The sequence below is a fragment of the Flavobacterium aeripolare genome, from assembly GCF_013294025.1.
Taxonomy (GTDB): domain Bacteria; phylum Bacteroidota; class Bacteroidia; order Flavobacteriales; family Flavobacteriaceae; genus Flavobacterium.
In genome coordinates, this window is the sequence record NZ_JABSNL010000004.1 from 41,596 (window position 1) to 60,983 (window position 19,388).

Sequence of the window (19,388 nt, forward strand, 5' to 3'; positions counted from 1 at the left end):
TTAACTAATCTTTTTTAATTTGGACCCAGATCCCAGTTTGAACTTTGCGTATACATTAGATATGAATCTAGTGTTTGGTTTCTTCGGAATATTTGTTTTGCTATTGTGCTCAGCATTAATATCAGGCGCCGAAGTGGCTTTGTTTTCTTTGTCACAAAAAGATATTGACGAGGCTATCCAAGGGAATGATTCAAAAGGAACAATTTTAGCTGATTTACTTGATCGCCCAAAAAGATTATTAGCGACGCTACTTGTTGCTAACAACTTTATTAATATAGGTGTTGTAATTTTATTCTCTTTTATAGGTAGAAACTTATTTGACGGAATTACTTCTCCTGCTTTAAAATTCACATTAGAGGTTATTGTCGTTACCTTTTTACTTTTGCTTTTTGGTGAAATCTTACCCAAGGTTTACGCAAGCCGAAACAACGTGAAGTTTGCTAAATTTGTTTTGTATCCTATCGTTGTTTTAGACAAGTTGCTTATGCCAATAAGTATTCCGATGCGTCAATTGACGGTTTTTTTACATAATAAATTAGGGAAGCAAAAAACAAATTTTTCTGTAGATCAATTATCACAAGCGCTAGAGTTAACCTCGTCTGATGACACAACTTCAGAGGAGCAAAAGATTTTAGAAGGTATTGTGTCTTTTGGTAATACAGATACGAAGCAGGTTATGAGTCCAAGGATTGATATTTTTGCTCTTGAAGTGACGGAGACTTTCGTCGAAATATATCCTAAGATCATTGAGAAAGGCTATTCTAGAATTCCGGTTTATAGAGACAATGTTGACCAGATTGAAGGCGTATTGTTTGTTAAGGATTTATTGCCACATATTAATACCATCAATTTTGATTGGACTGCTTTAATTAGAGAGCCGTTCTTTGTGCCAGAAAATAAAAAGTTAGACAACTTGTTAAAGGATTTTCAGAACATGAAAAGTCACTTAGCGATTGTCGTAGATGAATATGGAGGAACTTCGGGTCTGGTTTCGTTAGAAGATGTAATAGAAGAAATTGTTGGTGATATTAGTGATGAATTTGACGATGAGGATATTAACTTTTCGCAGTTAGATGATAACAACTATATCTTTGAAGGGAAGATAAATTTAAAAGATTTTTATCGAATAATAGCAGTCGATGATGATGCATTCGAAGAGCAAAAAGGGGAAGCCGAAACGCTAGCTGGATTTATTCTTGAGATCTCAGGTAATTTCCCCGTAAAGGGACAACGCATAGCATTTGAAAATTGTCTTTTTGTAATTGAATCTGTAGATAATAAACGCATAAAACAGATAAAAGTAACAATCAATGGTTAACTGTAAGGTAATGAATAAAAGTGGTTTCGTTTTTGGCTTAGTGGTATTGTCATGCCTGGTGTTTTTATCTAGCTGTAAAAATGATGTTGTGCCTAAGCCGGCAAGTTACCTGCGCTTAGATTACAACGAGGCGCGATACGCACGTTTTGAAGACGATTGTCCGTTTGAGTTTGAGGTGAATTCAGAGGCTAAAATCGAGAAGGATAAAAATTGTGGTTTTACCATAAATTATCCAAAGATGAAAGCCACAATCTACCTTAATTATAAACCTGTAAATGGTAACATAAATGCGTTATTAAAAGATGCTCAAAAACTTACTTATGAGCACGTGATAAAAGCAGACGACATCTTAGAACAACCTTTTTTAAACGCTTCTAAAAAAGTCTATGGTATGTTTTATCAAGTTGATGGAAATGCGGCTACTAACTCTCAGTTTTATGTTACTGATAGTACAAAACATTTCATGACTGGTGCTGTTTACTTCTATGCTAAACCTAATTTTGATTCTATCATGCCAGCTGCTAGTTATGTTAAAAATGACATGCAAAGGATTGTAGAGACTCTTAAATGGAAGTAATCTTTTTACAATAAATAACATTATTCCTATTACTGTCTGTGTTTTGATTTCTTAAAAGTCAAATAGCAGTTAAATAATTGTGCTTTGTTTTTAAAGGTAAATGCTGCCGTTGATAGGAGTAATATTCCCGGTTAGTAAAATATAACTTGAAAAAACTTCGGCTAATTGATAAAATTATTACATTTTTGGTGTAAAATTATTTTATGGAATCGAAACAATTAAAATGGGGTTATTTATTAGTGCTTTCTTTAGTATGGGGAAGTTCTTTTATTCTAATAAAAAAAGGATTACTTGGTCTTACGGCAATTCAGGTTGGTTCGTTAAGGATTGTTTTTGCAGCCCTATTTTTACTGATAATCGGTTTCAATAGTTTATCGAAAATCCCAAAACACAAATGGAAATTTATTGTTCTTACCTCTGTTTTTGGCACCTTTATCCCCGCGTTCTTATTTGCTATTGCTGAAACGGAATTAGATAGTGGTGTTACAGCTATATTAAACTCACTCACGCCATTGAGTACTCTGTTGCTAGGGATCGTGTTTTTTGGTGTTGCTTTTCAAAAGAGGCAGGTTTGGGGTGTGTTAATTGGTTTAGCGGGTAGTTTACTATTGGTTTTTAACGGAGCTGTAAATCATCCTAATCAGAACTATTTTTATGCTATTCTTGTAGTGATTGCTTCTATGTGTTATGCAATAAATGTAAACCTTATAAAAAGATACCTGTCTGATTTGACTCCGTTAAGTATTACTACGGGTAACTTTTTAATTTTGTCTCTACCTTCTCTAACAATCTTGTATTTTACTGGTTTTTTTAATAATAGCTCGCTTACTGAAATAGGTGGGTCCTTGACGGCTATGCAGGAATCAATATTGTATATCATGATTCTAGGTGTTGTGGGAACGGGGATTGCTAATATATTGTTCTTTAAATTAATCCAAATTTCGTCGCCAGTTTTTGCAACTTCGGTGACGTACTTGATTCCTATAGTTGCTTTCTTCTGGGGTTTACTTGATAATGAGATGCTGACTTCAGTGCAGTTTTTTGGTGCATTCATTATATTAATAGGGGTGTATCTATCTGCTAAGAAATAATAAAAAAGGCTGTTTAGGAAAATTTCTAAACGGCCTTTTTTATAATGAATTTGTTTTAATCGTATTGCGGTTTTTCGACAGGATTCGCATAATTATCAAAGTAGGATATGGGAATATTTAGCTGTTCTAAACCTGAAAGTATTTCAGACCCTTTACCGGTTATAACTATTCGCATATTATCAAGCATGAAATATTTTTGAGCCGCTTTTAAAACATCGTCGGTAGTTACGGCGGCAATTGTCTTAATATAATTCTCGTAAAAATCTAACGGTAAATCCTCTGTCTCAATATTTAGCGCATAGCGAGCCACAGATTGTGGTTTTTCTACTTGCATCACAAAGCGACCTATGTAGCCTGCTTTTACTTCTTGTAATAAAATTTCAGAGACTTTTTCGGTACGTATTCTTTTGATTTCTTTGATCATTTCTACGACAGCGCTGTCTGTAGCTGAGGTCCTCACTGAAGAAGCTGCTTTCAATTTAGACGGATATTTTCCAGCCCCAATAAGTGCGTTTGCTCCGTATGTCCAGCCGTTTTCTTCTCTTAAATTCATATTTAAGTAGCTGTTAAAACCGCCTCCTAAAATGTAAGTGGCCAGAACAGCAGGGAAAAAATCTTTGTCGCTCATCTTTAAATTAATCGTGTTTACCAAGGCTAGTTCTGTTTGAGAAGCATTTGGCGTGTCTACAAAATTAATTTGTGTGAACGGCACGTTAGTAGGGTTAGGGTAGCTGTCGAATTTGATGTTTTTCTTTTTCCAATCCCCAAAAAGTTCTTCAACAATAGGTTTGATGTTTTTAAATTTGACATCACCTATAATTACTAAATAGGCATTGTCTGGAGCAAAATATTTCTCATAATTAGCCTTAATGTCTTCTAGAGTGATGTTGTTTACAGTGGTTTCTGTGATGTATTCACCAGAAGGATGCGTAGTACCAAAAGCTAATGCCTCAGTGACTCTGTTGGCTATAGTAGGAACATTTTTTTCTTGTGAACGTATCGCTTCAAGTATTTTTGCCTTCTCCTTATCAAGCTCTTCTTGATTAAAATTAGGGTACAAAGCGCCATAAGACATTAGTTGTAGGATACGTGCAGAATATTTAGACAAAGCATTTGCATAGGCTCCATGTGAGCTAAAATTAATATTAGCTCCTAGGAAATCTACTTCTTCATTAAAAGCATCTTTTGCAATTTTTAAGTTGCCACTACCTATTAAACTGCTGCATAAATCATCGACTCCTTTAATGTTTCCCTCGTAGTAAGCTGGGTTGTCGATCGTTAAATTGAAGGTAACTTTAGGTAATTTATGGTTTTCAACTACCATAACTTTTAATCCGTTTTTAAGGGTGAACGTCTGTGGTTTGTTGATGTTTACTGTAGGAGCTTTTCCAGATCTTGGTTGCGGGCGTTTTTGTGCTTGCATGATTCCTGTTATGTATAATAGGATGAATAAAAATATTGTTCTTTTTGACATAGGTAAATGCTTATTTCTTAGAAGGATCTGTGGTAGGAATGTAATCAAGAATTAAACGTTGGTTAGGGTTCAAGTATTTTTTTGCAACCGCTCGTATCTCTTCTCGAGTGATAGATTGATACGTCACCACTTCAGTGTTGATAAGATTGATATCGCCGTACAACAAATAGTACTTGGCTAGGTTTTCGGCAATTCCTTCCACGCTTGAATTGATGTCAATGTATTGATTTTCAAATTTATTTTGCAATTTTTCATAATCTCGCTCAGAGATTAAGTCTGTTTGAATTTTTACTATCTCTTCATCTATTTCAGCTAGTAAGTCTTCAGAAGTGTGTGTTCCCATTGGCAGTCCATAAACAATGTACATGCCGTAATCCTCTTGGCTAAAGCCTACAGCGCCTATTTGTAGCGCTATTTTTTTATCATCTACAATTTTCTTGTAAAGTTTTGAGCTTTTTCCATCGCTTAAATAGGAAGAAATTAAATTTAGTACACGGGCATCTCTGGTTTTCATCGAAGGTGTTCTATAAGATGCGATCACCATTGGGATTTGAATGTTCGGATCTTCATAGGTTGCTCTTATTGTCTGGGTAATTGGCGTTTCGTTAAATGTTTGTTTTTCTATCTTTTCTCCTTTTTGGATTTCTCCAAAGTATTTTTCGATCCACTTCTTAGCATTTTCTTTTTCAAAATCCCCAGCTACTACTAGTACAGCATTGTTGGGGATATAATGCTTTTTATTAAAAGCTTGAAAATCTTCTAGAGTGGCAGTTTCTAACTGTTCCGTTGAACCAATGGTAGACCACTGGTAAGGATGCTTGATAAAAAGATTTTTTTTAACTTCGTTTATTATTTTACCGTAAGCACGATTATCATATCGAGAGGCTTTTTCTTCTTTGATGACGCCTCTTTGCGTGTCTACACCAATCTGGTTAATAACAGGGTGCAGTAAGCGCTCTGATTCCATCCATAGGGCTAGCTCTAAATTATTAGAAGGGAATATTTCATAGTAATAGGTACGGTCGTCAGAGGTGTTGGCGTTATTTTTACCACCGTTTGAAGCGACGATTTTAAACCATTCTCCTCTTTTAATATTAGCTGTTCCTTCAAAAAGGAGGTGTTCAAAAAAGTGTGCAAAACCAGTTTTTGCAGGGTCTTCATCTTTAGATCCTACGTGGTACATCACAGATGTTACGACAACTGGTGCTGAAGGGTCGTGATGTAAAATAACATGCATTCCATTATTTAAATCGTATTCTTCAAAGTTTATATTTTGAGCATCTGCTACTCCTCCAAGCATTAGGGCGGTACTTAAAATCATTATAGATTTTTTCATAAAGATTAATAAAAGTGCTGTTATTGCAGTGTGTGTGCATAACGAATAATTAGTAGCTCAAAAATACCTTTTTTTAATGAGTTAGCTTCAGTTGGTTACTATATTATCAAAGAATGCTGTAATCTGCAGTTATAAAGTGTTGATTATGGTTTTTTAACTAAATCATCGATTATTTTTTGGATAAGGAATTGCATGATAAATATTAAATTGTATATTTGCAACCTTAAAAATCAATAAATCAATTTGATATGTATGCAATCGTAGAGATAGCAGGGCAACAATTTAAAGTAAGCAAAGACTTAAAGGTTTACGTTCATCGTCTAGCTAGTGAAGAAGGTTCAAAAATTTCTTTTGACAAAGTTCTTTTATTAGATGACAATGGATCAATCACTTTAGGCGCCCCAGCTATAGAAGGTGCTTCAGTAGAAGCTAAAGTGTTACAACACTTAAAAGGAGATAAAGTTATCGTTTTCAAGAAGAAAAGAAGAAAAGGATACAAAAAGAGAAACGGTCACAGACAGTATCTTACTCAAATTGTAATTGAAGGTATTACTGCCTCAGGTGCTACTAAAAAAGCAGCTCCGAAAAAAGCAGCAGCTGAAGCAACTACAGAAGAAGCAGAAGCTCCTAAAGTAAAAAAAGCTCCAAAAGCAAAAGTTGCTAAAAAGGACGATACTAAAGAATAATAACAATATTAAAACTAATACGTCATGGCTCACAAGAAAGGTGTCGGTAGTTCGAAGAATGGTAGAGAATCAGAATCAAAACGTTTAGGTGTTAAGATTTTTGGTGGACAAGCTGCTATTGCAGGGAACATCATCGTAAGACAAAGAGGTTCAAAACACAATCCAGGTGAAAATGTTTACATCAGTAAAGATCACACACTACACGCAAGAGTAGATGGAGTTGTTAAGTTCCAAAAGAAAAGAGATAACAAATCATACGTTTCAATCCTTCCATTTGAAGTAGAAGCATAATTGATTTTCTCAATTTATTTAAAAACCCAATCTGAAAAGATTGGGTTTTTTATTTTAGATTAATACCCAACAGTAAATCGTTGATTAGAAAATTGTTTGTTATCAACTTCATCAAGAATTGCCACCGCAAAATCTTCCATAGAAATAGAGCTTTCTCCTTTTTCATTGGCAATTAAATTATCTTTTCCTATACGGAATTGACCTGTTTTTTCACCTTCAAAAATGTATGCAGCTGGAGATACATTGGTCCAGTTTACTCCTTCTGATTTGCGGTAAATATTATATAAGGCATCTTTATGTGCAAGTGCAACGCCTTTGTATGCTTCTGGAAAATTTGGAGAATCTACTAATAGTTCATTTTTTCCAATCAGTAAACTACCTGCTCCGCCAACAACTATTAGACGTTGTGCATTTTTTTTAACAGCTCCCAAAATTGATTCGCTCGCAGTAGAAAGTTTAGCTGGATTATCTAAAGGTGGTGCGTAGGCACTAATAATTAGATCACTATCTTTCAGGGCATTTGCCAAAGCTTCGGTGTCAAAAATATCTACAACAGTAGTTGGTGTATTCTCTAGCTTAAAAAAAGATATTGGTTTCGAAGTAATTAAATGCAAATCGTGTTTGCGTAAAGCAGCCTCTCTTGTGATTCTTTGTCCGATGTTTCCACCAGCTCCTAAAATTGAAATTTTCATTTGTTTTGTTTTTAATTATTATTTGTAATAATTTTTATGACAGTTTATTTTAAAAAAAAGCTAAAATTGATTTTTGAAAGATTCTAATGTTTGCTCGTTTAGAGATTCGATAATAGCATCATCAACACTAATAAAGATATTGTCTAATTTGCTTTGAATTTGTCTACCAATTGGGCAGTTGGGATTTGGCGTATTACTGCAAAATCCTAGGACATGATTGTCCCCTTTTGCTATTTTAAAAATTGTAGATAGGAGAATTTTATTTGCGTCTTGTGCTAAACGAACACCTCCATTTTTACCTTCTTTGCTTTCGATAAGTCCGCCAGTTTTTAATGTTTTAATTTCATTTCTAACTAATACTGCATTGATATTCAAGCTCCCGGCAATAAATGCAGAAGTATGCCATTCGTCCTTATTATGAGCTAGAATGGTCATGATATGTAAAGCTATAGAAAATTTTGACTTAACCATTTTATTCTGTATTAATTTTTATTACAGTACAAATGTAGTGCTATTTTTTTTTAAATTGATTGGTTTCTTAATGTTTTTTAAATTCAAAAAACCTTGCTAGTTGAACGTAGTTCTCGTAGCAAGGTTTAATATAAATTAAAAGCTGAATTATTTAACTTTCATTTTTTCAAGAGAATTGTTATACCCTTTTTTAACGTCTTCTTTTGCTTTTGCTGCAGCTGCTTCAGCATCTGCTTTTGCTTTTTTAGCTGCTTCTACTGCATTGTCTTTTGCAGCATTTGCGCTGTTTACCGCGTCAGTTTTTGCAGTGTTAATTGCTGCTTTAGCTTCCGTAGTCGATTTGTCAATTTCTGCTTCAGCATTTTCTTTTGCATCCTTTAAGTCACTCTTAGTTTCTTCAAGTCCTTCTTTAAGGTCAGATGTCATTTCTGTAGTGGAATTAACTGCAGCATCCCATGACGCCTTTGCTTGATCAACTGCTTCTTGTGCTACTTTTTCAGCTTCAGCGTCTCCACTTTTCTTAGCTTCTTCTAGTTTTAAAACGGCATCGTTATATGCTGTTTCTAAGGCAGTAACATCTTGTGTTCCCTCAGTTGTCATTTCTGTTTTAACTTCTTCTTCTGTTTCTTTTTTACAAGAGGTAGCAAAAATTAAAGCTACAACAGCCATACTTAAGATAATTTTTTTCATTAGATTGGTTTTTGTTAAATTATTACTTTTTATATTACAAAATATATGCCAAATGATAAAAGTTAAAGGAGTGCATTTTTATATTTGCTACAGTGAACTTTAATTCTTGGCTTCTTTTTTCTCTTTTTTAAGTCTTTTCTTTTCTGCTTTATCGGCTTTTAGTGCATTCATTTTCTGCTCAGATTCAGAAATTGTCTTTTTGTAATTAGCTATATTAGAATTACTTGTTTCAATTTTTTCGTTTATTTTATCCAAATCCACTGCTGCTTTAGTTACTTTTTTTTCAGCTTTAGCTATGTTTTTAATGGTGGATTTACTGTTTTTTAAATTGTTTAATCTCGTTTTTTCAGTATTTAAAGCTATTTCCTTTTGCTCAGATTTTTGATTAAATTTTTTGTTTTGTTTTTCTTCCTTAGCTAATTTATTTTCATTGGAAGCTTGTATAGCTGAATAGCTGGCTAAATCGCGTTGCTGTCTTTGTATTTGTAAAGACATTTGATTTTGTTGTCTAACCATATTGTTAGACATGTTCATTTGTCTTTGTGCACTTGAAAATTGTGCTGTAGCTAAAAATGGTGCTAGTATAAAGAGTAGTAGGAGGATACCTGTTTTCATAATTGAGAATGCTGACTAATTTGTATTAAAAGTAATAAAAACAATTGGAGTGAGGGCGCTGTGTTGCAGCTTTTTGCGTGAGGAGTAGCAGCGGCATACTTTTAAAGATCCCCAATCCCCGACCCCCGACCCCGATCCCCGATAGCTATCGGGGTCGGTCTAAAAATAAAAAACCCTTGCTCCCGATAGTTATCGGTAATGCAAGGGTTTTTCTATTATCAATTGTAGCTAATTACTATTTGATAGTAACTATTTACTAAAATTAGTATCTGTAGTACTCTGGTTTGAATGGACCTGCAACTTCAACTCCAATGTAGGCAGCTTGATCATCGCGTAAAGTCTCTAATTCAACACCTAATTTTGCAAGGTGTAACATCGCAACTTTTTCATCTAAATGCTTAGGTAGCATGTAAACTTCATTTTTGTAGTCAGCACTGTTTTTCCATAGTTCGATTTGCGCTAATGTTTGGTTTGTAAATGAGTTACTCATTACAAAACTTGGGTGACCTGTAGCACAACCAAGGTTTACTAAACGTCCTTCAGCAAGTAAGATGATGTCTTTACCGTTGATAGTATATTTGTCAACTTGTGGTTTGATTTCAACTTTAGAAGCTCCGTGGTTAGTGTTCAACCAAGCAACTGCAATTTCGTTATCAAAGTGACCAATGTTACAAACGATAGTTTTATCTTTCATTTGCTCAAAGTGCTCTCCAAGAACGATATCTTTATTTCCAGTAGTTGTAATGATGATATCAGCATTTCCAACAACAGTGTTTAATTTTTTAACTTCAAAACCGTCCATTGCAGCTTGTAAAGCACAAATAGGGTCAATCTCTGTAACTGTAACAATAGATCCAGCACCTCTAAAAGAAGCAGCAGTACCTTTTCCTACGTCACCATATCCACATACAACTACTCTTTTACCAGCTAACATAATGTCAGTAGCACGACGAACTGCATCAACTGCAGATTCTTTACAACCGTATTTGTTGTCAAATTTTGATTTAGTTACTGAGTCATTTACATTGATAGCAGGCATAGGTAATGTTCCCGCTTTCATTCTTTCGTACAATCTATGAACTCCAGTTGTAGTCTCTTCAGATAAACCTTTAATTCCAGGAACTAAGTGTGGGTAACGGTCAATAACCATGTTAGTTAAATCTCCACCATCATCAAGAATCATGTTCAATGGTTTTCTATCTTCACCAAAGAATAATGTTTGCTCAATACACCAGTCAAAATCCTCTTCGTTCAAACCTTTCCAAGCATAAACTTGAATTCCAGCAGCAGCCATAGCAGCAGCAGCTTGATCTTGAGTAGAGAAAATGTTACAAGATGACCAAGTTACTTCAGCACCAAGAGCAATTAAAGTCTCGATTAAAACTGCAGTTTGGATCGTCATGTGTAAACATCCAGCAATACGAGAACCAGCAAGTGGTTGTTCGTCTTTATATTCAGAGCGAAGTGCCATTAAACCTGGCATTTCAGCTTCTGCTAATTCAATTTCTTTTCTTCCCCAGGCAGCTAGAGAGATATCTTTTACTTTGAAAGCCACAAAAGGCATAGTTGTAGTACTCATTTATAGTATATTTGTAATTGTAATTTTTGCAAATTTACGCATTAACTTACTATTTTAAAAGGATTCATTAATATTTGTGAATTGTTTAGTATTGTAATCTTTTAAAAATCAGTAAAATAATAATTATTAAGATCGTTTAGCTTCATTGTCAGGAGCTAATCCCGCTGTACACTATATCTTTTTATCAAGAACGCTTTTTATACATTAGAAATATGTTCATGATAAAAAGGATGCCGTTTCCATCGGGGCTAAAAAACCAGAATAAACCAGATGCCTTTACACACCGTTATACAGCACAATGCTTCTACCCAAATCCTTGTTTGGAAAATCACAGAATCGTACGATCAATTATTTAGTGAGGTGGTTTTAAATATGAAAAATCGCGTGCGTTTAGCCTCTATGAAATCAGAGATGCACCAGCGTGGTTTTTTAAGTGTACGCAAGTTATTGCAAGAGGCTAGGTTTAACGATCTAGATCTTTATTATAACGAAGATGGGAAGCCGCATCTCAAAGATGTTAAAAATATCTCGATTACTCATTCTCACAATTTTTCGGCAATTATCATTAGTGATGAAGTGGTAGGAATTGATATCGAATTACAAAGAGAGAAGATAATCCGCATTGCTGATAAGTTTATAGATAAAGAAGCAAGTTATCTCAATAAAATAAACGCTTTAAATTATATTAAAAAGCTAACCGTTATCTGGGGTGCTAAAGAGGCAATTTATAAAATTAGGAGTGAAAAAGGTTTAAGCTTTAAAGATCATATTGTAGTAAATGCTTTTGATTTAGGTAATAATGATACTGTTGCACAAGTGAATTTTGAAGGCGCCAGTCAAAAATATAATGTTGTGTATCAAGAAATCGAGGATTTTACTTTAGTCTATGCTTTCGAACAAAAAAAAACTCATACCTCTAAAGGAAAAGATAAAGGATAGGCTATCGATACAGTTGCGGCTGTCATGCTGTTTTAACTCGTTACTGCAAAGATTCTTTTGTTCTACTATTGAACATCGCCATATAAATGAAAGTGCCCATTTTTCTAGCCCTAAGTTTTAATATAGCTGCGTTCTCACCGGCAAATAATTCATCGATTGTTTGCGCCCAATAGTTCAACCAGATTCCAAACTCGTTAGGGCCTATTTTTCCGCTAAAGTTGTGCTCTACTTTTACGTGAGCTTGTAAAGGATCTCCGGTATACATTTTACCGCCAAAGAGATTCATCTCCCAAAAATTGGTTAGTTTCTCGAGATGCTCATCCCAGTCAGAAATCATTTCGTTAAAGTAAAAATTAATCTCTTTGTCGGCTCTTATTTTACTGTAAAAAGCATGTACTAATAAGGAAACATCTGCTCTGTTTGTTAGGTCTTTTAACATTTACAATGAATTTGCTACAATCAAAAGTGTACTTGTAATAAAACTTATTAGCAGCGTATTGAAAATTACTTTATGGTTCATTTGGGCCAATATAAATGTATTTGCAAGCATACTAACCAATACGATTAATGCAAGCTGTGCCATTTGTATTAAAGATGTTCCATTAGACAATACGGTCATTGCAGCAGCGCCACCTAGGCAACTTTGTCCCAAGATTCCCATTGTTGCGTATCCAAAAAAGCCATTGTCAAAATTTGCGAATGATTTGTTATAAAGTGTCATAATACTGTGATTTTGTTATAGCAAATTTACAACAGCACTTCCTCTTAACTTATGATAAATGTCATGCTGCCATAAAGTGATCATATAATCTATTGTAAAATTCTAGTAGACTAATTAAAAAAAGCGGTTACTTTTACAATCTATTACAAATTAACAATAAGACTGCCCTAGATTCCTTATGCCGTACTATTACGTAGCAGTAGAAATGGTCAGCATAATACTTTGAGATAGCTGCAGTAATCAGCTGTAATATCCCATAATTGTAGCTGAACTAGCGCTTTTTTTTCGAATAAATAAAAACTTAGAATAGTATGTTTGATTACTTTTTTGCGCAGTATAGCGCGTATCCAGTTCATGAAGTGTACTTAGAACTTATTGCTGTTTTTTTTGGGTTGTGTAGCGTGTGGTTTGCTAAAAAGGATAATATCTTAGTATTTCCTACGGGTTTAATTAGCACATCTATCTATGCGTACCTATTATGGCAATGGAATTTACTGGGAGATTCAATGATAAATGTGTACTATTTTATCATGAGTATTTACGGCTGGTACCACTGGACACGTAAAACTGGTGATGTTGTCGAGTTTCCTATATCAGTGATGACTAATAAAAATAAGGTACAAGCGGGAATTATCTTTCTTTCTACTTTGGTATTTGTAGTTTTTGTGTATCTTTATTTTAATAAATTCACAAGCTGGTATTCTTATTTAGATACACTTTTAACAGCAATATTTTTTGTAGGTATGTGGCTTATGGCCAAAAGAAAAATAGAAAATTGGATTTTTTGGATATTAGGTGACCTACTTTCGATACCGCTTTATTTTGCAAAAGGCTACACTTTTACTAGTATTCAATATATAGTATTCACAATTATTGCCGTTTATGGCTACTTAGAATGGAAGAAAATCTTAAACAAGACGCGTCAGGAATTATAAAAATAGCAATGTTTGGACCTGAAAGTACGGGTAAAACAACATTAGCAATACAATTAGCAGCTCATTATGAAACAGAATGGGTTCCTGAATTTGCGCGCGACTATTTACAAGATAAATGGAATAATTCTAAAGAAATTTGTGATGTCAATGACATGATGCCTATAGCTTACGGGCAAACGCATCTTGAAAATCTAAAATTAAAAACAGCACACAACTACTTATTTTGTGATACTAATTTAATGGTTACAAAGGTTTTCTCTGATGTGTATTATAATTATTGTGATCCATTGCTAGTAAAAGCAGCACAAGAACATCAATATGATTTATTCTTTTTGACTGATATCGATGTGCCATGGGAGAAAGACGACCTCCGTGATCGACCTACTGGTAGAGAATCTGTGTTTTCAGTTTTTAAACAAAGTTTGATAGATAATCATAAACCTTTTATCACTTTGTCAGGAAATAAAGATTTGAGATTGGCAAAGGCGATAAAAATCATTGATGATTTGACCGTGGCCAAAAAATTAGGGTTATCATCAGAAAATTATGTGCAAATCTATGAGCACGGAATTCCTATTGAGAATATTGAAAGACAGCTGGATATCTTTAAAAACGGAATAGCAAAGGCAGATCTAGTGGCTCCGGCAACTTTTGCTAACGGAATACTGAAATTAACAGACCAGCAATATCAAGAAAAAGCAACCATTTTTGACCAAGAGAAAGACAATTTTAAATTATTAAAATTTGTGCCAGCCTCAGGAGCAGCAAGTAGAATGTTTAAGTTTTTATCTGTATTTCTAGCGGAGTTCAATGTTGAGGAAGAGAGTATTAATGCCTATATAAACCGTAAAAAAGATACTGAACTTTCTGTTTTTATTGTTGGTATGGATAAATTTGCCTTTTTTCCTAAGGTTCATGATAAACTTAAAACAGTATACCCTAATTTTAATATTTTAAGCCGCGATCTTAAAAATTACTATTTTATAAAAATGTTGCTAGATCCAGAATATTTTGATTTTGGAAATAAGCCAAAAGGGATTCTGCCTTTCCACAAATATTATGCTAATATTGCTTCTCCCATCGAAGAGCATTTGTATGAGTGTGGCTATTATGCATGCTCAAATGGGCAGTCAAATCTTCATTTTACCATTTCAGAGGAACATCAAGAGCGCTTTGAAAAGGTTATAAACAAAATCAAGGATAGAGTAGAAAGCGAGACAAATAGTACTGTAGCTGTGGCGTATTCATACCAGCATAAAAGTACCGATACTATTGCCGTTACTGCTGAAAACCGAATTTACACTGCTGAAACCGGTGCACTCGTTTTTAGACCAGGAGGACATGGTGCTTTAATTAATAATTTAAATAATCTAGATGCCGATATCGTCTTTATTAAAAATATAGACAATGTAATTCTACACAACAATAATGAAACGGCACTTTATAAAAAGGCGTTGGCAGGTATTTTAATCGAAAAGCAAAAGAGCGTTTTTCATTGTTTAGAGTTATTAGATGATAGTAAGAATAAAGAAGCTGATTTAAGTAAGGTAGCATCTTTTATTCAAGAAGAATTAGGAATAAAACTTCCTAAGGATTTTGACTCTTTTAAAACCAAAAGTAAAGTAGCTACCATTAGAGCAGTGCTAAATAGACCCATTCGTATTTGCGGAATGGTAAAAAATGAAGGTGAAGCTGGTGGTGGTCCATTTTGGGTTAGAGACGATAATAACCAAGTTTCGTTGCAAATTGTTGAGACTTCTCAAATCGATCTTGAAGACAAAAAACAACTTGCAATTTTAAATGGTGCCACGCATTTTAATCCAGTAGACTTGGTTTGCAGTATTAAAAATTACAAAGGAGAAAAGTTCAATTTGCTAGAATTTGTAAATGGCAACAGTGGTTTCATTGTGAATAAAACTATTTGTGGTAACGAAATAAAAAGCTACGAATTACCTGGTTTATGGAATGGTGCGATGGGGCACTGGTTGACAATTTTTGTACAGGTGCCGCTGCTAACATTTAATCCAGTAAAAACGGTTAATGATTTATTGAAGCACGCGCACCAACAATAGATTGACCACACTAAAATTGAAATAGAATAAAATGGACATTCCAAAAATAATCAGCGAACTCAATTACAAAGCTGTAAGAAGTAGTGGTGCTGGTGGACAAAATGTGAATAAAGTATCCTCTAAGGTGGTGCTTTCTTTTGTGCTTGATAAATCAGAGGCATTAGACGATAATGAGAAAGCATTGTTGTTTTTAAATTTGTCTTCGAGACTCACTAATGACGCTGTATTAATTTTGAATTGTGATGAAGATAGAAGCCAACTCAAAAATAAAGAAATTGTTACCAAGCGTTTTCTCCAAATTATAAAAAACGGACTCCTAGTTCCTAAAGAGCGGAAAGCTACAAAGATTCCAAAATCGGCAATTAGAAAAAGAATTACTAATAAAAAGAATACTTCTAAGTTGAAAATAAGCAGAAAGAGACCTGATTTAGATTAGACTAGTTAGATTGAGATTTGGTGATTGTTGTTTGTTTTTTAAACAATTAGAAGTACATTTGCGATGTCTCAAAGGGGTGCCCAATTCTAGTGATAGAGTGAAAGCTGAGATTATACCCAACGAACCTGGACGAGTAATGTTGTCAAGGGAAAAAATATCAAGGAAGTGTTGTGCTTTTTTGATATAGGAACAATTAATTACAAATTTAACAACAAGAATAATTCCCCCTTTTATTCGTGATTTTTTTTTACGAATGAAAACAATTAAAAGTATCAAAGTTGCACAACCTCAAAGTTGCACCGTTGCAGAAATCCAAAAATGTTCTGCTCTTAAAACAGTTTCACTTTCTCTTTTTGCCATTTTATGCAGTACGGCTTCTTTTGCGCAAGTAAAAGACACTACCGCTGTAAATAAATTAGACGAGGTGCTGGTCTCGGCTGTTCGGGTTACTACAAAAACCCCTGTAAGTTTTAGCAATTTAGATAAAAAGGAAATCAAATACCGCAATTTAGGACAAGATATTCCTATTTTAATGAACTATTTGCCTTCAGTTGTCACTACATCTGATGCTGGAAACGGAGTAGGATATACTGGAATACGAGTTCGTGGTAGTGATGCAACTCGCGTCAATGTAACGATCAACGGAATCCCTTATAACGATTCTGAGAGTCATGGAACTTTCTGGGTAAACATGCCTGATTTTGCTTCTTCTCTAGAGAGTTTACAGTTACAACGAGGAGTGGGAACGTCTACGAATGGTTCGGGTGCTTTTGGCGCAAGCCTTAACATGCTTACAGATAGTTATGCTAAAAAAAGTAATGGAGAAATTTCCAACTCTTTTGGAAGTTTTAATACTCGCAAACACACAGTTAAATTTAGTACAGGTCTCATCGATGACCATTTTGAACTAGCAGGAAGACTTTCGGCTTTAAAAAGTGATGGGTATATTGATAGAGCTTCCTCTGATTTAAAATCGTATTTCTTACAAGGGACGTATGTGGGTAAAACTACTTTGATAAAAGCGCTAGCTTTTGGAGGAACAGAGAAAACATATCAATCGTGGAATGGTTTAGAAGACCTAGATGTTTTAAAGAATAATCGAACATTCAATGTTTCGGGTATTTATACCGATGAAGCTGGAAACATCCGTTTTTATGACAATGAGACAGATAATTACCAGCAAGATCATTATCAATTGCATTGGAACGAGAGAGTCACAAATAACTGGAGTACAAATCTCGCGTTTCATTATACCAAAGGAAAAGGATATTATGAGAACTTCAAAGAAGATGCAAAAATTGCGGACTACGGTTTTGCACCTATCGTAGTAAATGGAGCGACAGTGAAAAAAGTAGATTTAGTACGTCAAAAATGGTTGGATAATGATTTTTATGGAACGACATTTTCAGCTACTTATAAAACTGAGGGACTTGATGTGATTCTTGGTGGGGGCTATAATAAATACGAAGGAAATCATTACGGTAATTTGTTATGGTCACGTTACGCTTTACCATTTGAATTAGGAGATCGTTATTATGACGATGATGCTACTAAAACGGACGGTAACATTTTTGCGAAAGCAAATTACCAAATTGCCGATAAGCTAAGCTTGTTTGGAGACTTACAATTGCGAAATGTACATTACAAGGCCAATGCTGCCGAGACGGGAATAGTAAACGATAATTTCAGTTTTTTTAATCCTAAAGCAGGGTTTAGCTTTGAGATAAATACTAAGAATCAACTGTATGCTTCTTACGCAAGAGCAAATCGCGAACCTAATCGAACAGATTACGAAAATGGGAGTCCGAGACCTGAAAAATTAGATGATATCGAATTGGGATTCCGTCATAATTCGGCTAAGGTAAAGCTTAACGCAAACGCCTATTTAATGTATTACAAAGACCAATTGATATTAACTGGAGCGCTAGACGACGTAGGAGCACCAATACGTAAAAACAGTGGTGATAGTTACCGTGTAGGAATAGAACTTGATGCTACTGTGGCAATTTTAGACAACCTAATTATCAGGACTAATGTTACCATTAGCAATAATAAAAACAAAGATTTCTTTTTTAGTCGTGATGGCGTTTTAACTAATTTAGGAAATACTAATATTGCTTATTCTCCTAATTTTATTGCTGGAAATATCATTACATTTTTACCAGTTACTAATTTTCAAGTGTCTTTACTTTCTAAGTTTGTAGGGGAGCAATACATGGGGAATATAGATTCAGATAATTCTAAATTGAAATCCTACTTTGTAAACGATATTAATGTTTCTTATGAGTTTAAACCTAAGTCGGTTTTTAAATCTATTTTGATTACTGGATTAGTGAACAACGTTTTTGATTATAAATACATTTCTAACGGATATTTTTATACCTATGACGACGATTATTCTAATCCTCCGGCAGTAACCACGATCGAAGGAGCGGGCTATTATCCTCAAGCAAGAATCAATTTTCTAGTAGGATTAACATTGAAGTTTTAAGTAATAAAATTGACTTGTAGTACAACCTGAAAGTTTTGGGCTTTCAGGTTTTTTTTTGTAGGTATTTTTTTTTGTTTTCACTTGCTTTATCAGAAAAATTCTATATTTTTAATTTTGAAGTTTAATTTATCTTTTCGAAAACAGAATCAATTATCCATATAGACCTATGAAGTACCTTTTTTTACTATTATTTACCACAGTAGCCTTGGCGCAAACATCAGGCAGTGTTACGTATAATTTTAATTATGAAATGGATCTAGATGATCTTAAGTCGAAAGAATCTAAAGATTTTGCAACAAACATTTTAAGTGCAGCTAATCAACTGGAATTTCAGTTGACTTTTAATAAGCAGCAATCACACTTCATCCAAAACACCAAATTAAATTTTGAGTCAGAAAAGGATAAAAAGTTAAGCGCAGTCGCTAGAGCTTTACAAGCATCTCATGAAACGCATACTGATTTTGAAACTAGTAGGCAAATTATAACGATGAGTGACGGAACTTTGATAGAAGAAAAATTGGACAAGCAAGATTGGCAAATAGGAACGGATTCTAAAATGATTGGAGCCTATTTGTGTTACAAAGCAACGCTTATGATTCCATATGTAAATAGATATGGTGAATCTAAAACTAAGGAAGTAGTATGTTGGTTTGCACCTAGTTTGCCTTATAGCTTTGGTCCAAAAAGTTATTACGGTTTACCTGGTTTAATTTTAGAGTTAACAGAAAGTCAAAAAACCTGTGTGGCATCAAAAATAGAATTCTCAGATACTGCACTAAAAATAAATATACCTAAAGGAAGAACAGTATCTAGAGCTGCATACGAAAAAATGCTTAAGTCGAGTATGGGCGCGGTAATTTTATCAAAGAAGAGAGAAAAGGGAAAGTAAAACACTAGAGGTGATTTGTGTTATTAATAGGTTTAAGAATTGCCATGAGTTTAATTTTTATTTATATAGAGTTTATTTCAAATTT

Annotated in this window: 20 protein-coding genes; 11 read left to right on the top strand and 9 right to left on the bottom strand. The window is 34.2% G+C overall.

Going from position 1 to position 19,388, the window contains the following annotated elements; translation table 11 throughout:
• Positions 1-19 precede the first annotated feature (19 nt).
• The 3 genes from HNQ00_RS06125 (at position 20) to HNQ00_RS06135 (ending at position 2,986) form a co-directional block, all read left to right on the top strand.
• Positions 20-1,318: a gliding motility-associated protein GldE gene (locus HNQ00_RS06125; protein WP_173837447.1), complete on the top strand. Its 1,299-nt coding sequence runs from the start codon at positions 20-22 to the stop codon at positions 1,316-1,318.
• A 10-nt stretch (positions 1,319-1,328) separates the two neighbouring features.
• Positions 1,329-1,895, top strand: a complete 567-nt coding sequence (gene gldD, locus HNQ00_RS06130) for a gliding motility lipoprotein GldD (RefSeq protein WP_254598449.1) — start codon at positions 1,329-1,331, stop codon at positions 1,893-1,895.
• Positions 1,896-2,098: 203 nt separating this feature from the next.
• Positions 2,099-2,986 (top strand): DMT family transporter, encoded by an 888-nt coding sequence (locus HNQ00_RS06135; protein WP_173837449.1) that lies wholly within the window; start codon positions 2,099-2,101, stop codon positions 2,984-2,986.
• Positions 2,987-3,041: 55 nt separating this feature from the next.
• Here the strand turns inward: HNQ00_RS06135 and HNQ00_RS06140 are convergent, their stop codons facing one another.
• Both HNQ00_RS06140 and HNQ00_RS06145 read right to left on the bottom strand, forming a co-directional pair.
• Positions 3,042-4,460: a M16 family metallopeptidase gene (locus tag HNQ00_RS06140; protein ID WP_254598451.1), complete on the bottom strand. Its 1,419-nt coding sequence runs from the start codon at positions 4,458-4,460 to the stop codon at positions 3,042-3,044.
• Positions 4,461-4,470: 10 nt separating this feature from the next.
• Positions 4,471-5,796, bottom strand: coding sequence for a M16 family metallopeptidase (locus tag HNQ00_RS06145; RefSeq protein WP_173837450.1), 1,326 nt, complete (start codon positions 5,794-5,796; stop codon positions 4,471-4,473).
• 248 nt (positions 5,797-6,044) lie between these two features.
• Here HNQ00_RS06145 and rplU point away from each other — a divergent pair, with 248 nt between their 5' ends.
• The gene (gene rplU / locus HNQ00_RS06150) at positions 6,045-6,482 is read left to right on the top strand and encodes a 50S ribosomal protein L21 (protein ID WP_026709570.1); all 438 of its coding nucleotides are present in this window, start codon (positions 6,045-6,047) and stop codon (positions 6,480-6,482) included.
• 24 nt (positions 6,483-6,506) lie between these two features.
• Positions 6,507-6,773: a 50S ribosomal protein L27 gene (gene rpmA / locus HNQ00_RS06155; RefSeq protein WP_026709571.1), complete on the top strand. Its 267-nt coding sequence runs from the start codon at positions 6,507-6,509 to the stop codon at positions 6,771-6,773.
• Positions 6,774-6,832: 59 nt separating this feature from the next.
• On the opposite strand, the gene HNQ00_RS06160 is transcribed toward rpmA, so the two are convergent.
• The 5 genes from HNQ00_RS06160 to ahcY all read right to left on the bottom strand — a co-directional run bounded on the left by HNQ00_RS06160 (position 6,833) and on the right by ahcY (position 10,820).
• The gene (locus HNQ00_RS06160; RefSeq protein ID WP_173837451.1) at positions 6,833-7,465 is read right to left on the bottom strand and encodes an NAD(P)-dependent oxidoreductase; all 633 of its coding nucleotides are present in this window, start codon (positions 7,463-7,465) and stop codon (positions 6,833-6,835) included.
• A gap of 60 nt (positions 7,466-7,525) precedes the next feature.
• A complete protein-coding gene (locus HNQ00_RS06165; RefSeq protein ID WP_173837452.1) occupies positions 7,526-7,936 on the bottom strand; it encodes an Rrf2 family transcriptional regulator in 411 nt (136 codons plus the stop codon).
• A 147-nt stretch (positions 7,937-8,083) separates the two neighbouring features.
• Complete coding sequence (locus HNQ00_RS06170) at positions 8,084-8,626, bottom strand: hypothetical protein (protein ID WP_173837453.1); 543 nt, start codon at positions 8,624-8,626, stop codon at positions 8,084-8,086.
• A 99-nt stretch (positions 8,627-8,725) separates the two neighbouring features.
• Positions 8,726-9,241, bottom strand: a complete 516-nt coding sequence (locus HNQ00_RS06175) for a hypothetical protein (protein WP_173837454.1) — start codon at positions 9,239-9,241, stop codon at positions 8,726-8,728.
• Positions 9,242-9,503: 262 nt separating this feature from the next.
• Entirely contained in the window at positions 9,504-10,820 is a 1,317-nt protein-coding gene (gene ahcY, locus HNQ00_RS06180) for an adenosylhomocysteinase (RefSeq protein WP_173837455.1), read from the bottom strand.
• A gap of 270 nt (positions 10,821-11,090) precedes the next feature.
• Here ahcY and HNQ00_RS06185 point away from each other — a divergent pair, with 270 nt between their 5' ends.
• Entirely contained in the window at positions 11,091-11,759 is a 669-nt protein-coding gene (locus HNQ00_RS06185; protein ID WP_173837456.1) for a 4'-phosphopantetheinyl transferase family protein, read from the top strand.
• Positions 11,760-11,799: 40 nt separating this feature from the next.
• Here the strand turns inward: HNQ00_RS06185 and HNQ00_RS06190 are convergent, their stop codons facing one another.
• Together HNQ00_RS06190 and HNQ00_RS06195 are read right to left on the bottom strand one after the other, a co-directional pair.
• Positions 11,800-12,198, bottom strand: coding sequence for a group III truncated hemoglobin (locus tag HNQ00_RS06190; RefSeq protein WP_173837457.1), 399 nt, complete (start codon positions 12,196-12,198; stop codon positions 11,800-11,802).
• Entirely contained in the window at positions 12,199-12,480 is a 282-nt protein-coding gene (locus tag HNQ00_RS06195) for a hypothetical protein (RefSeq protein WP_173837458.1), read from the bottom strand.
• Between the two features lie 311 nt (positions 12,481-12,791).
• On the opposite strand from HNQ00_RS06195, the gene pnuC reads away from it, so the two are divergent.
• The 5 genes from pnuC to HNQ00_RS06220 all read left to right on the top strand — a co-directional run bounded on the left by pnuC (position 12,792) and on the right by HNQ00_RS06220 (position 19,303).
• Positions 12,792-13,415 carry a nicotinamide riboside transporter PnuC gene (pnuC, locus tag HNQ00_RS06200; protein ID WP_173837459.1) on the top strand — a complete coding sequence of 208 codons (624 nt, stop codon included), beginning with the start codon at positions 12,792-12,794 and terminating at the stop codon, positions 13,413-13,415.
• Complete coding sequence (locus tag HNQ00_RS06205; protein ID WP_173837460.1) at positions 13,376-15,487, top strand: DUF4301 family protein; 2,112 nt, start codon at positions 13,376-13,378, stop codon at positions 15,485-15,487. Before pnuC ends, HNQ00_RS06205 begins: the two co-directional genes overlap by 40 nt.
• A gap of 31 nt (positions 15,488-15,518) precedes the next feature.
• Positions 15,519-15,923, top strand: coding sequence for an alternative ribosome rescue aminoacyl-tRNA hydrolase ArfB (arfB, locus tag HNQ00_RS06210; protein ID WP_173837461.1), 405 nt, complete (start codon positions 15,519-15,521; stop codon positions 15,921-15,923).
• Between the two features lie 253 nt (positions 15,924-16,176).
• Positions 16,177-18,414 carry a TonB-dependent receptor gene (locus HNQ00_RS06215; protein ID WP_173837462.1) on the top strand — a complete coding sequence of 746 codons (2,238 nt, stop codon included), beginning with the start codon at positions 16,177-16,179 and terminating at the stop codon, positions 18,412-18,414.
• Between the two features lie 166 nt (positions 18,415-18,580).
• A complete protein-coding gene (locus HNQ00_RS06220) occupies positions 18,581-19,303 on the top strand; it encodes a GLPGLI family protein (RefSeq protein ID WP_173837463.1) in 723 nt (240 codons plus the stop codon).
• The last annotated feature ends 85 nt before the right edge of the window (positions 19,304-19,388 follow it).

Excerpts from the sequence above, each read along its gene's own strand:
- gldD (WP_254598449.1), top strand. The coding sequence starts at position 1,329 with ATGAATAAAAGTGGTTTCGTTTTTGGCTTAGTGGTATTGTCATGCCTG.
- HNQ00_RS06135 (WP_173837449.1), top strand. The coding sequence starts at position 2,099 with ATGGAATCGAAACAATTAAAATGGGGTTATTTATTAGTGCTTTCTTTA.
- HNQ00_RS06140 (WP_254598451.1), bottom strand. The coding sequence starts at position 4,460 with ATGTCAAAAAGAACAATATTTTTATTCATCCTATTATACATAACAGGA.
- HNQ00_RS06145 (WP_173837450.1), bottom strand. The coding sequence starts at position 5,796 with ATGAAAAAATCTATAATGATTTTAAGTACCGCCCTAATGCTTGGAGGA.
- rplU (WP_026709570.1), top strand. The coding sequence starts at position 6,045 with ATGTATGCAATCGTAGAGATAGCAGGGCAACAATTTAAAGTAAGCAAA.
- rpmA (WP_026709571.1), top strand. The coding sequence starts at position 6,507 with ATGGCTCACAAGAAAGGTGTCGGTAGTTCGAAGAATGGTAGAGAATCA.
- HNQ00_RS06160 (WP_173837451.1), bottom strand. The coding sequence starts at position 7,465 with ATGAAAATTTCAATTTTAGGAGCTGGTGGAAACATCGGACAAAGAATC.
- HNQ00_RS06165 (WP_173837452.1), bottom strand. The coding sequence starts at position 7,936 with ATGGTTAAGTCAAAATTTTCTATAGCTTTACATATCATGACCATTCTA.
- HNQ00_RS06170 (WP_173837453.1), bottom strand. The coding sequence starts at position 8,626 with ATGAAAAAAATTATCTTAAGTATGGCTGTTGTAGCTTTAATTTTTGCT.
- HNQ00_RS06175 (WP_173837454.1), bottom strand. The coding sequence starts at position 9,241 with ATGAAAACAGGTATCCTCCTACTACTCTTTATACTAGCACCATTTTTA.
- ahcY (WP_173837455.1), bottom strand. The coding sequence starts at position 10,820 with ATGAGTACTACAACTATGCCTTTTGTGGCTTTCAAAGTAAAAGATATC.
- HNQ00_RS06185 (WP_173837456.1), top strand. The coding sequence starts at position 11,091 with ATGCCTTTACACACCGTTATACAGCACAATGCTTCTACCCAAATCCTT.
- HNQ00_RS06190 (WP_173837457.1), bottom strand. The coding sequence starts at position 12,198 with ATGTTAAAAGACCTAACAAACAGAGCAGATGTTTCCTTATTAGTACAT.
- HNQ00_RS06195 (WP_173837458.1), bottom strand. The coding sequence starts at position 12,480 with ATGACACTTTATAACAAATCATTCGCAAATTTTGACAATGGCTTTTTT.
- pnuC (WP_173837459.1), top strand. The coding sequence starts at position 12,792 with ATGTTTGATTACTTTTTTGCGCAGTATAGCGCGTATCCAGTTCATGAA.
- HNQ00_RS06205 (WP_173837460.1), top strand. The coding sequence starts at position 13,376 with ATGGAAGAAAATCTTAAACAAGACGCGTCAGGAATTATAAAAATAGCA.
- arfB (WP_173837461.1), top strand. The coding sequence starts at position 15,519 with ATGGACATTCCAAAAATAATCAGCGAACTCAATTACAAAGCTGTAAGA.
- HNQ00_RS06215 (WP_173837462.1), top strand. The coding sequence starts at position 16,177 with ATGAAAACAATTAAAAGTATCAAAGTTGCACAACCTCAAAGTTGCACC.
- HNQ00_RS06220 (WP_173837463.1), top strand. The coding sequence starts at position 18,581 with ATGAAGTACCTTTTTTTACTATTATTTACCACAGTAGCCTTGGCGCAA.